The sequence below is a fragment of the Lachnoclostridium phytofermentans ISDg genome, from assembly GCF_000018685.1.
Classification (GTDB): domain Bacteria; phylum Bacillota; class Clostridia; order Lachnospirales; family Lachnospiraceae; genus Lachnoclostridium; species Lachnoclostridium phytofermentans.
In genome coordinates this window covers 174,277-186,965 of sequence record NC_010001.1, presented here as the reverse complement: position 1 = coordinate 186,965, position 12,689 = coordinate 174,277, and the positions used below count along the sequence as shown (strand labels likewise).

Annotated in this window: 12 protein-coding genes and 1 tRNA gene; all 13 read right to left on the bottom strand. The window is 36.3% G+C overall.

Annotation, left to right across the window (positions count from 1 at the left end; genetic code table 11):
• Nucleotides 1-177: 177 nt before the first annotated feature.
• The 13 genes from CPHY_RS00815 to CPHY_RS00755 all read right to left on the bottom strand — a co-directional run bounded on the left by CPHY_RS00815 (nt 178) and on the right by CPHY_RS00755 (nt 12,541).
• Nucleotides 178-666 carry a GNAT family N-acetyltransferase gene (locus CPHY_RS00815; protein WP_012198174.1) on the bottom strand — a complete coding sequence of 163 codons (489 nt, stop codon included), beginning with the start codon at nt 664-666 and terminating at the stop codon, nt 178-180.
• A gap of 217 nt (nt 667-883) precedes the next feature.
• The gene (ftsH, locus tag CPHY_RS00810; protein ID WP_012198173.1) at nt 884-2,713 is read right to left on the bottom strand and encodes an ATP-dependent zinc metalloprotease FtsH; all 1,830 of its coding nucleotides are present in this window, start codon (nt 2,711-2,713) and stop codon (nt 884-886) included.
• An 18-nt stretch (nt 2,714-2,731) separates the two neighbouring features.
• Nucleotides 2,732-3,256: a hypoxanthine phosphoribosyltransferase gene (gene hpt, locus CPHY_RS00805; protein ID WP_012198172.1), complete on the bottom strand. Its 525-nt coding sequence runs from the start codon at nt 3,254-3,256 to the stop codon at nt 2,732-2,734.
• A 31-nt stretch (nt 3,257-3,287) separates the two neighbouring features.
• Nucleotides 3,288-4,766: a tRNA lysidine(34) synthetase TilS gene (gene tilS, locus CPHY_RS00800; RefSeq protein ID WP_012198171.1), complete on the bottom strand. Its 1,479-nt coding sequence runs from the start codon at nt 4,764-4,766 to the stop codon at nt 3,288-3,290.
• A gap of 235 nt (nt 4,767-5,001) precedes the next feature.
• On the bottom strand, nt 5,002-6,585 hold the full coding sequence (locus CPHY_RS00795; RefSeq protein WP_012198170.1) for a SpoIIE family protein phosphatase: 1,584 nt from the start codon (nt 6,583-6,585) through the stop codon (nt 5,002-5,004).
• Nucleotides 6,586-7,241: 656 nt separating this feature from the next.
• Nucleotides 7,242-7,315: transfer RNA gene (locus CPHY_RS00790), tRNA-Met, on the bottom strand.
• 144 nt (nt 7,316-7,459) lie between these two features.
• Complete coding sequence (locus tag CPHY_RS00785; protein WP_041703039.1) at nt 7,460-7,759, bottom strand: FtsB family cell division protein; 300 nt, start codon at nt 7,757-7,759, stop codon at nt 7,460-7,462.
• A complete protein-coding gene (gene yabQ / locus CPHY_RS00780) occupies nt 7,746-8,375 on the bottom strand; it encodes a spore cortex biosynthesis protein YabQ (protein ID WP_041703036.1) in 630 nt (209 codons plus the stop codon). The genes CPHY_RS00785 and yabQ overlap by 14 nt, the downstream gene beginning before the upstream one ends.
• A 14-nt stretch (nt 8,376-8,389) precedes the next feature.
• Nucleotides 8,390-8,674 (bottom strand): sporulation protein YabP, encoded by a 285-nt coding sequence (gene yabP / locus CPHY_RS00775; protein ID WP_012198167.1) that lies wholly within the window; start codon nt 8,672-8,674, stop codon nt 8,390-8,392.
• Between the two features lie 100 nt (nt 8,675-8,774).
• Nucleotides 8,775-9,014, bottom strand: coding sequence for an RNA-binding S4 domain-containing protein (locus CPHY_RS00770; protein ID WP_012198166.1), 240 nt, complete (start codon nt 9,012-9,014; stop codon nt 8,775-8,777).
• A 170-nt stretch (nt 9,015-9,184) separates the two neighbouring features.
• A complete protein-coding gene (locus tag CPHY_RS00765; RefSeq protein ID WP_012198165.1) occupies nt 9,185-9,460 on the bottom strand; it encodes an HU family DNA-binding protein in 276 nt (91 codons plus the stop codon).
• Between the two features lie 413 nt (nt 9,461-9,873).
• Nucleotides 9,874-10,587, bottom strand: coding sequence for a MazG family protein (locus tag CPHY_RS00760; protein WP_012198164.1), 714 nt, complete (start codon nt 10,585-10,587; stop codon nt 9,874-9,876).
• Nucleotides 10,588-10,606: 19 nt separating this feature from the next.
• Nucleotides 10,607-12,541: a carbohydrate-binding domain-containing protein gene (locus CPHY_RS00755; protein WP_012198163.1), complete on the bottom strand. Its 1,935-nt coding sequence runs from the start codon at nt 12,539-12,541 to the stop codon at nt 10,607-10,609.
• Nucleotides 12,542-12,689: the final 148 nt, after the last annotated feature.

Below are 12,689 nucleotides of genomic sequence, written 5' to 3'. Positions count from 1 at the left end.
TTTACAATAAATTAATAATGTTTTTAGTAAAAATGCCAACCATTTTCGATTCATTTTACTTATTGCACGTAAAATATGTCAAATTTAGACATGGGTAAAGTTCCCTCTTTGTCCCTGGCATATTTTCTCTTCTGTCTACCACAAAGTAAAGCAGTTAAATAGAGAAGATAATGCATCCTAAAAATTCTCTTTCTCTAATGCCATAACATAATTAGTAAGAGAAATTCCCCCTCTTATCACCTGTTGCTCTTTCACAATTTGATAACCCCGTTTATGAAAGAAAGGTTTCGCAGTAATAGAAGCATGCGTGGTTATCTTCTCACTTCCATTTGAGAAGTAATAAGCTTCTAAGGCATCACATAACATAGTCGCTATTCCAATCCCTTGGTAATCTTTATGAACATAAAGGCGATCAAGATATCCGGTGGCATCAATATCCGAAAATCCAAGAACTAAGGTTCCATCTGTAGCAACTAAAGTATAATGGCTTTGGAAAGATTCATCCCATACCATAAGATTTACATTTCCATTAGCCCAAGCCATCCTTTGTTCAAGAGAGTAGTCCTTTACAGTTACGTTGTGTACAGTTTGATAGAATAGTTCTGACATTTCCTTACAATCACTTGTCTGATAAGGACGCAGTTGAATTTTTATATTATTCTCCATTTTTTATGATTACTCTCCTTCTTTTTAATTTCTATTCTTTTACCTAATACTTTTTAGACTGACTTTATGATATGAAAAAGACAAAGGAAATATTAAGATGTCGCTTTTCTTGTAATTATACATAGTTTATAGAGTTTTCAAATTATTTCTGACCATTAATTAAGCACCTGGATCCACTTAAGTGAATTCAGGTGCTATTTTGTATTACATATCTCGATTATACTACCTCAGGCACTTCAAATAAAGATTCAAACTCTTCTCTTGTAATACGCTCTTTTTCAATCAAGCGATCAGCGCAGGAATGAAGTACATGCATATTCTCTGTAAGAATTCGTTTTGCTTCTTTATAGCAGTCATCAATGATTTTCTTAACTTCTTCATCAATCTTACTTGCAACTGCTTCACTCATATTCTTTGTATGTGCTAGATCTCTTCCGATAAATACTTCTTCATCGTCATTCTCATAGTTCACCATACCAATACTATCAGTGAAACCATAGCGAGTAACCATGCTACGAGCAGTCTTTGTTGCCACCTTAATATCTTGTGATGCACCTGTAGTGATATCGTCAAAAATTAATTCTTCCGCAATTCTACCACCGAGACTTACAATAATATCTTGACGCATCTTTCCACGGGTATTAAACATCTCATCTTTTTCTGGAAGCGGCATCGTATAACCTGCTGCTCCACCTGTTGGAATAATGGATACTGTATAAACAGGTCCAACATCAGGTAGGACATGGAAAAGAATCGCATGACCTGCTTCATGATAAGCAGTAATTTTCTTCTCTTTGTCAGAAATTACACGGCTCTTTTTCTCTGTACCAATTCCGACTTTGATAAAGGATTTCTTAATATCCTCACCAAGGATAAAGCTTCTATCATCTTTTGCAGCACTAATCGCTGCTTCATTTAATAAGTTCTCAAGATCAGCACCGGTAAATCCTGCTGTTGTCTGAGCCACCTGTTTTAAGTCAACATCATCACCAAGTGGTTTATTCTTTGCATGAACAGCAAGAATTTCTTCTCTACCCTTCACATCCGGTCTACCCACTAATACCTTACGGTCAAAACGTCCTGGACGTAAAATCGCTGGGTCAAGGATATCAACACGGTTAGTAGCTGCCATAACGATAATGCCTTCATTAGCACCAAAACCGTCCATCTCAACAAGTAACTGATTTAAGGTCTGCTCTCTTTCGTCGTGCCCGCCGCCCATACCAGTACCTCTTCTTCTGGCAACAGCATCAATCTCATCAATGAAAATAATACAAGGATTGTTTTTCTTTGCTTCTGAGAATAAGTCACGAACACGGGATGCACCAACACCGACAAACATTTCTACGAAGTCAGAACCGGAAATAGAGAAGAATGGTACTCCTGCTTCACCCGCTACTGCCTTTGCAAGTAATGTCTTACCAGTACCAGGAGGTCCCTCAAGTAAAACACCCTTAGGGATACGAGCTCCCACCTGAATGAATTTCTTAGGATTCTTTAGGAAATCAACGATTTCTTTTAGCTCTTCTTTTTCTTCCGCCAGACCTGCAACATTCTTAAAGGTTGTATTTTTCCCTTCATCCATCGTCATCTTAGCACGGCTCTTTCCAAAGTTCATCACCTTGTTATTACCGCCACCGCCACCATTAACTTGGCTGGTTAGGAAAGAAAACATTAAAATAATAATTACAAAACCAATTAAGTAAGGCAGTACACTTGTTAAAAACCAACTTGGTTTCTCAATATCATGCACGTAAGAAGCAACACCATTTGCTGCAGCATCCGCTTCCGCTGTTGCTGCACTCGTTATATAGATGGTATAGTTTTTTCCATCTGACAAATTCACCTTAACACGACCGGTTGGCGCCTCTTGATTCTGAAAAATATCTACAGAGGCTACAGAACCGCTTTGTAAATCAGCTATATAATCCGCATAGCTGTGTTTTACAGAGCTATTGCTAGCGAAACTCTCAGATAAATAGACTGCTGAGACAATAATTAGTAGGATAATAACGTAAAAGCCATATCCCCTCATCGACTTTTTCAATACAAAACCTCCTTTATGTTATTCTGATTGAACCACTCCAATGTATGGAAGATTTCTATAAATCTGGGCATAATCCAGTCCGTAACCAACTACAAAATCATCTGGAATCTGAAAGCCCGTATAATCCACATTAACGTCAACCTCTCTTCTGCTAGGCTTATCTAAAAGCGTGCAAAGTTTTAAGCTGTTTGGTTGGCGGTTTTTTAATAAATCTAATAAATAAGCTAAAGTTCTTCCGGAATCAATGATATCCTCTACTACAAGAACATCACGACCATCAATACTTTCGTCTAAATCTTTTAAAATTCTAACACGTCCAGAGCTAACCGTAGAATCACCGTAGCTGGACACAGACATGAAGTCAATTGTTACTGGTATTGTGATGTGCTTAGAGAGTTCTGTCATAAAGAACACACCACCCTTTAATACACAAATTAAATGTAGAGTCTTTCCTGCATACTCTTTACTAATCTCTTCACCAAGTTCTTTAATTTTCTTGCTTATTTCCTCTTCTGATATGAGTACTTTTATATTTTCTGCCATTGTATTGCACCTCTTTCTCTTATCTTTACTTCTACCTGTCTGTGGTAATGGATAACACCCAGTTCGTATCCTTATCTATACGATAAGCCTCGCTTGAGCGAACACCCACTGCCCAAAGTACATGACTATCACATGTTACTAGGGGTATTTTATCACGTTCTTCCCGCGGAATTTTCTGATCAACCAACAAAGATTTTAAACTTTTTGTTTTTCCCTGTGGATGAATCATAAGAAAATCGCCCTCTCGTCTTGTTCTTATAACAACAGCATTTCTTATTTTATCATAATCATACCATTTCGTATAGCTATTTTTTGGAATAGTCAAAGAATTCTCATATGGAAACACCCTTATTTCAAGGCGTTTTCCCAAAAAATCTACCAATTGAACGGTACCATTTTTCATGAAAATCTCCATTCCGTCACAATCCTGCGAATTTGGGTGACAGCACAAATTCGTGACACTATCCTCTTTTTTAATTGTAAGAGGAATTTCGTCTAGTTGGTTATTCCTAATCATATCATTTTTATCCGAGTGTTTCAGACTATCAAAAACTATAATTGTATTATACCCTCGCTTAACAATAATATGATTTGGCAAATGAATTTCCTTACCAACTTGGCATTTACACAAATTCACTCCGTCCACGAGGTGAATGGACTCAATATCTTTAAGCCCACTAATTAATTTGATTGCTTTGCGAAGGATTTCACGCTTTATTAAATCCTCAATAGCAGTAAATTCCCTTAAGTCTAACGTTACGCTCTCTTGTGATAAAGTAGCAATCCGTTTAAATTCCCTCTCTGTCACTTGGTCTAAGTAGTTTGCAACCTCTAATAATTGGTCTGATAAAGATGTGATGTGCTCTACCGCTCTTTCATTGATTTCATTTGTTGCAATCGGAAGAATACTAAGTCTTATTTTATTCCTTGTGTAATCATTTGATAAGTTCGTGCTGTCTATACGATAAAAGATATGCTCATTGAAAAGAAATGTTTCAATTTCTTCTCTTGTAACGCAAAGAAGCGGTCGTATAATCTGACCACGCTTCTTCGGAATCCCTGTCATACCAGTTAAACCCGTTCCACGGAACAGATGAAATAACACCGTTTCTGCGTTATCATTACGATTATGCGCTACCGCTATTTTATGAGCTTTCACACGTTCACATTCCTGTTCGAAGCTAAGGTATCTCAAATTTCTTCCTGCTTCCTCTATCGTAGTTCCAGAAAGCTCTGCTATGCGCTTAACATCCTCACGAACACAATGAAGAGGTATGGATAAACTGTTACACATAGATTGAACAAATGCCTCATCTTCATCCGCTTCCATCCCACGCAACATATGATTTACATGAACTGCATACAGGTTTAGATGATACTGTTCACGCAACCTATGAAGGCAAGTTAAAAGGCATATCGAATCCGCACCTCCAGATACCCCTACGATAACAGTATCAAAAGGCGAGAGCATCCCTTGATCTTTTATAAAGTTCTCCACTTTCTTTAACATTACATCCTCACACAACTTTCTTAACGTACTCTTAAAGTCTTTCTCAGTAAGACCATTTCTAAACCTAGTATTATAGCTTATAAGAAGTTTATTCTAAAAACTTCTTATAAAAGGTGCGCCCTTTTGCACCGTCAATCGATTATCAGAACATGTTTTTAGCTCCAATAATATAACTATTTCTATAGAGGGTTACCTGTATTTTATATCTTCTTTTATAAAATAGCAACCTTCCGATTTACTTTTTCCAAATACCAGTAACTAAGACAGTCATATCATCTGCTGGCACATAACCATGCTTTTCTAGCGCAGCAGATAAAATTGCATTTGCAATTTCCTGTGGTGACTTAAAAGGAATATTTTTTATAAAATTTATGAAATACCCTTCTTTGTCCTCCTCTTCAACACAATCAATCACCCCATCTGATACCATGATAACATAATCACCATCATAAAGCTTTTTGCTCTTAGTATCATAGTCAACTCGATTTAAAATTCCTGCAGGCATACTGTTCGAACTTATGGTCTCAACAAAATGATCCCTCTTAATAAAAGTGGTGGCTGCTCCGATTTTTACAAATTCGCATGTCCCCGCACATAAGTTAACGACACATAAATCAACTGTGGAAGACATGCAATTTTCGGTGCGCAAAACAAGGACAGAGTTGATAAGCTTAATTGCGGGTTCTTCCCGAAACCCTGCTTCTAAGAACTGCTCCAATAATTCAATTACCATTTCACTTTCTTCATAAGCTTCGCTTCCACTCCCCATACCATCTGATAGCATCATTACAACATCCTGGCTATCTGGATAGAGAAAAGAAAAATTATCTCCGTTTAATTCACCTTTTTTCTTTGACGCTCTGGATACACCTGTTAATACCTTAAAATTAGCATCTTCACAAAAGACATAATCATCGTATTCTCGCCCAATGACATTCCTTGAATCCTCTCTAGGCACAAACCTCCTTTCTAAAGCATTCCCAATTAAGATCGCTGCTTCCTTCGTTGTCAGGCACCTGCCGTTTTTGCATCTTGCTCTTAAATGCAGCTCCATTCCTCGATTTTCCCGTTCAAACATCAAGACCCGCTGCACTTTAATTCTATGTACACGAAGTTTTTGATTTATTTTTCTTCGTTTTAACTCTATTACTTCACCGGTGTCGCATAGGTTTCCAGAGAAGTCTTTCACAATTCTTGCAATCTCCCCAAGCTGCCCAGCTACCGCTTCCCTACTCTCAACAATGCGGTTGTGCCAAACCATCTTTAGGCGAGCCATACTAAGATTACGGTTTGCCTCCTCCACAAATTCAGGAACCTGAATACATTGAAGTCTTAGCATATCAGGCATATCATCTACAGTTACATTTCCTTTCCCTTTCGCGGTCTCAAGTAGATTCCATGTTGCTTGATAACTTTGATTAAAATTTCTTTCCCAACATACTCCACATTTTTTACAATTTTTACAGAGGTTTGTACTAATGTCCTCGAGTACCAACTGCATGTCCTCTGTATTTAGTACCGTCTTGGGGGATGCCATATAATCAAAGCTTGACGCCAATTTATGAATAGACCCAGAAATACCCTCCAATTTCTTTCGTGCTGTGTTTTGAAATTCATCTTTTACATAACTCTCTCCATTGTCAACCGAACCACTGCCTTGCAGCAAGCCAACAATCACTGCCGCGATTCCTATCAATATGATAACGATGGTAGCTATAATCAGATATCTTGCTACAACATTCGGACTTGCATTAAAAAAAGTAACTAACGCAACAACAACTCCTGCCAATGGCAATAACCAGCTTCTTCTCTTCTTCATAAGAACGCCGTCCTTCCCTAATCCGTATTACTCCCTGCTTTCCTGCAATAACTCATACAAGAAAAAGCATGATCTCGAACTTTTCCTTGCCATGAATCGTTTTCGTGTAAAAATAAAACAGGCGGTTTAATTTAGGATTATAAAACTGATGGCGTAAAATGTTTGTCAAATTGATGTACCAATTCCAAAAACTTTATGACAATTTATCCTTTTGTATCACTTAGGAAATCGATTTTAGGGAATTCAATTAGTTTAAGAAGGTTAAACTTTAAATTATGCATTACTTTTCGTTCAATTTCTCACCATTTAATATAACTCTTCCTATCCTCCCTTTATGGCTTAAACAACATTATCTTGTAGAATGAGGTAAGTGAGTATTACCACATATTGTGACTCTATTTTTTATGTGTTTATTCATTACTGCAACAGTAGGTTTTAAATGTTTGCGCACAAGTTGCCTTCTACTATACTTTTTTATACCTAATTATTCATAGGAATCCCTAATTTAACTAAGTTTGATATCCTTTTGAAAGCAATTTTGCTCTATGTATTCCTTTGTTCGACAGCACATTTTTACTTTTTTATTCATATGCTTACCCTCATGCCTGCGCACACAAAAAAAGCACAGGAGATTATCCTGTGCTTTTTATTAAAAATAGCGAAGGAGGGATTTGAACCCCCGACACTACGGGTATGAACCGTATGCTCTAGCCAACTGAGCTACTTCGCCAAATTCACAAAGTAAATTATAACTTGTTTTGTTTTTATTGTCAATATGTATTTTCATCCATTTTTTATAGTATTACTACCCATTAGATTGTGCCTATGCTGGGTGAACAAAAAAAAGGCATCGCACACATCCGATACCTTCTCTTTATTTCTTATTTTCTTTTTCCGGTTCAAATATAATCTCATCTGGGTAAACCAATCCAAGCTGTGATCTAGCAACATCTTCTATGTATTTTTTTGTTCCTGGATATAACTTGCGTTCTTCAATCTCTTTGGTTCTATCATTCTCATCAGAGATCAACTGCTCTAACTCGGCTTTTTTTTGAACCTTGGCGTTAGCTTCACTTTTCAGTTCGGTTGATTTGTAAAGAACTACGAAACAGATTATCATAACCATCAACCCAATTAATCTTAAACCGTTCCTTCTTTTCTTATTCCTTCTCACTTACCTCACCCTTTTCCTGTGGCTGTGTAATTAATTCTAATACACCACGTGGACGTTCTACTTTTGGCGGAGGAGCTTCCTCCACTTGTTTCCTTTTCTTTATTTTAACCTTATTCAAGTGCTTTTTCAATTGTTTTCTAATACAAGCCTTGAAAATATTAGTTCTTTTTTTGACTTTTCCTCCAAGAAAACGTCCAAATTTTCGGACTTTCCCAAAAAGAAATCGAAATAATTTTTTTATTTTAGATATTATAAACATTATCGGTGAAACTAATAGTTTTAATAACCGCAATATACAATTTTTAATAAATAGTGTAAACTTTGTACCGCCTCCAACAATCAGTGGACTAAAAATCTTTTGATACAAAACCATACTAAGAACCATTGCAACTGTACTGTACCATCGAATCATTCCGTCATTTTGCAAATACATCATTCGGAAAATCAAAATGCCTGCCACAATCCAGAAACAAATATCCTGTATGCCAATCACTATTTTTCCATGATGAAAGGTATTCCTAAGTATTCGAAGCAAGTCATATATTAAAAACAATATGATTCCCCAATAGGATGCAGCTGCAAGATACCGAAGTTCTAGAAAGATGGATGTATTCATAAGCATCCCTCCGTTTATTTAAATAATCTCTTAAAAACGGATTCTCCTGACTTCGTAAATCCCTTCAGTTCAGAGTAAACAAAGCTGTCCATACGTCCAGTAACATCTACTTCCCCTTTTTCAAGGGTAAGCCTACCCATATGCAAATCACTACCTCGTATCATCAAAATACCTAGATCAGTTTCTAAAATAATTTCATGATCGTCAAAAGAGCGGACATCACGAACACCAGTAATTAGCGCTTCCTTTCGATCATTTAAATTCAATTGGTTCTTTCTTACTTGTTTGCTATCTTCCATACATTCTCCTCATTTCACTTACCCTGCTATTATCATATATATGCATGGACGTTATTGTGAAGAACTACAGAAGTAATTCTAAAGACATAGCATTCATTTACTATAAGTATTTATAGAGTTCCTTAGCATCATCTTTACGTGTTGTCTCCTGAACGTCAAGTACCTCAACACGAACTGCTTTACTACCAAAACCAATTTCTATAATATCTCCAACCTTAACATTCGTTGATGCTTTTGCTGGCTTATCATTGATTAAAACCCTGCCTGCATCACAGGCATCATTCGCAACTGTTCTGCGTTTAATTAATCTTGATACTTTTAAATACTTATCTAATCTCATAATAACTATCCTCCATCCTGCCACAACCTGAGATACATTAACTATGGAAAAAGGCTGTTTTGAAGAATCCCTCAAAACAGCCTATGTTCTTATGTTTACTAGAACATCTATAATTTATAGAAGTTCACATTGTAATCAAGCATTGCTTACAATCGTTTGCTTGCAATCTATTATTTGTTGATAACATCCTTTAATGCCTTGCCAGCTTTAAATTTAGGTGCTTTAGAAGCTGCAATTGTAATTGTCTGCTTTGTCTGTGGATTTCTACCTGTTCTTGCTGGTCTAGCGGATACTTCAAATGTACCAAATCCAACTAATTGAACTTTCTCGCCTTTTGTTAATTCCTCAGTAACAACATCAATAAATGCCTTTAATGCCTTTTCTGAATCTTTCTTAGATAACTCTGTTTTTTCTGCGATAGCTGCAACTAATTCTGCTTTGTTCATGGATAAACTCCTCCTCTAACGTATTATTAAATATAGTTTTTTTCACAAGCGGAGTGGCTTCTAGGTCCGTCTTGTATCACGCTTCCCCATAATTGAGTCTTACTCTATCTTGGGCAACTAGGTGTAGGTTTTTCTTCAAAAATCACCTTCAATCTATTTATAAACTTATTAGGGCAATTTGTCAAGGAATTTTCTGCATTTATTTCCAAAATGACAGAGTTTTTTGAAGAAAAAAGCTTATTTCTATCTACTTGAATTTTTTGGTGACTAATTAAGTCCGAAATTGGCTATTTTTATAGGTATAAAACACCATTTATAAATTTTCACACAATATAAAATTTATAAAAATTTTAGATAATTTAAGCATCTAATTTCTCCTAAATATTTCCATTACTATGGGCCCTGTTATCAATTTAGCCTATTTTTGACTCCAATTTTGATATCTCTTCTTTGATTTTTTCTGTAAGACAAGATTCTGCATCCATATTGAAAGCCAATCCTATAGCACTCATCGTATACAGTAATGCACCATATGCCTCTTCTTGTTTCTCAATGGAAGCCCCCTCGTGGCATAAGGCTTGTAGCCTTGTTGCTTCGCTGTTCATCTGAGAGAACAGCTCTTCTTTAGTATAGACCGTATTTCTAAATTTATTGCTTTTTTTTACTATTTTTTGTGCTCGGAGCAAAGCAGGAAAAGAACTTGGTACATAAAGGGGATTGGACTCTACTGCCTTTCCCTTTTTTTCCTCCTTTTTGATTTCCTCCCAGTTTGTTAATACACCTTCGGAATCTTTCACCTGAACATCACCAAAAACATGAGGGTGTCTTCTCACCATCTTTTTAGCAATCTCATCAATGACATCCTCTACAGTAAATCGTCCTGCCTCTTTCGCAATTTGACTATGCATAATAACCTGTAGTAAAACATCTCCTAATTCTTCTCTTAGATTGTCGTAATCTCCATTCTTAGTAAACTGGTTGATTCCATCAACAACTTCATATGCTTCTTCAATCATACAGTTTTTTAGACTATCATGGGTCTGTTCTCTATCCCATGGGCATCCATTTTCTGAGCGAAGTTTCTCTATGATATCACAAAACTGTTCAAAATCATATTCTGGTTTCATGTCCTTTGTTCCTTTCTAACTATTCGATTATTCCTTCCGATGGTAGCTTAATCGGAGCTTTCACCTCGCCATATGTGGTCACAGTACCGTTAATAGTAACATTAGCGTTATCTATACCATCCTCATAGGTCTTAGGAGTATATAAATTCATACCTTCCTTAGGTGTTGTATCTCCTCCTGTAGATAGTGTATAACTTTTTCCTTCTAGCAACAAAGGACTGCTATATACAATCGATTGATAAGACTTTGTTGGTAAATATGCCATAACAGGGACTCTATCCTCTCCTTCCAGTAAACATAGAACTGTTTCTCCCTCTACTGTTTCCTCTAAATTGAGCAGGATAGAACTTTGTTTTGATGTGATCGATGGTGCCATTGTCGTACCACTACTTCCTATTGCAAGCAATGTTCCTCCACTAATATCAAACACACCATTAAAAACTATAGCTCCGTTTGCATTACTAGGTGAGCCCTCAATAATTAACGTACCTCCTGTCATTGTCGCTAAACCTCTGGAATTAATTCCGTCACCACCCGCAGAGATCATTACATTACCACCTGAAAGAAAGAGAATCCCTTTTTCTTCAATAAATGTATCCTCTTCCTTATCTCCATTGTCTTTGTTACTATTCAAATTACCAGACACATGAATGCCATCCTCTGATGATACAATATTTAAACTACCACTCTTAATCTCAACCTTAGATCCTTCCATTCCATAATTAGAAGATGTTAACGCAATCTTTGCCTTAGCAATAGTTAAAGAAGCATCCGCATGCATACCATCGCCTCCTGAAGCTATCGTAAAGGAACCATTTTCAATCGATATGTTACCATCACTGTAAATTGTGTCATCTGCACTGTCTAGAGTAAAGCTACCATTTCCAATGAGAATATCTTCTCCACTTTTTAAACCTTTTGCACTCATACTATTATCGTATTCTGTAATTTCCATTAAATCATTTAGTAGCAGTTCTTCTTTATCCTCTTTTTCCACTGAACCAGTACTTCCACCACCAGTAATTATCTGAAAACTTCCATTTTGTATCACTAAACGTTTATCCGCTTGAATTCCATCTTGCTTAGAGTTTATCACAAACTCTCCACGGTTTATAAAGATAAGTCCCTTTGAATCTTCCGTGTCATTGTTTGTACGTATCCCATCCCGTCCAGAGTCTATCTTTATCCTAGAATCATCAATAAGTACTGCTTCTTTCCCAATAATTCCATGTCCTACAGCATGAATATCATAGTCTCCTTCAACAACTTTTAAAACTCCTTTTGAAGATATGGCATTTTGATAAGCTGCATTAATAACAAGACTTCCTGCTCCATTTAAGGTTAAGTCTGCTGTACAATATATGGTGGCATTCGGATCACTTAACTTACTATCATGATTTGCTAAGTCATCCGTAAGCATATTCTTCGTTCCTGGTGCTATGCTAATCACAACTTTACCAGCCTCTTTGATGTAAATAGGCGCACTATTCTCACAATGAATGGATGCATTCTTTAAGATAAGATGGACCATTCCACCTGCCGTTTCTTCCACCACGATCTGACCATCTTTTAACGTGCCAAATATAACATAAGTACCGGGTTTACTTATACTAATCTTATTATCACTGACAAATGCACCTTCTCCACTAAATATAATAGAGCTATCATTTAACTGTATATAATTTACTTTTCTTTCATTATAATCTTTATAATAATCCGCTGATTCAAATGAAAGTCCATCTTCTATCAAATTCCCTGACATATTGGCAGCTGATAAAGACTCTCCAGTATTCTTTAATATATCCTTTGATATATTATCTTCGGAGCTTTGTTTTTGGTTTTCAGCCATTCCTTCATAATCTGATTTGTTTGAAGAAACATTACTGCACCCAAAAAGAAATATTGCAACAAGTATTATACTTATCTCTAAGTAGATAGTATGACTATTTTTCATCATGTCCTCCAAATCCAAACGAAAGTTCATCGAAACAAAATAGCATGATTCTTAGTATCCTATATTTACTTTAACTAGTTTAATAGAATCTATCAACTATAATTTTCTCCATAATTAGGAAATCGAAACACCCAGCCAATTTCTCTGT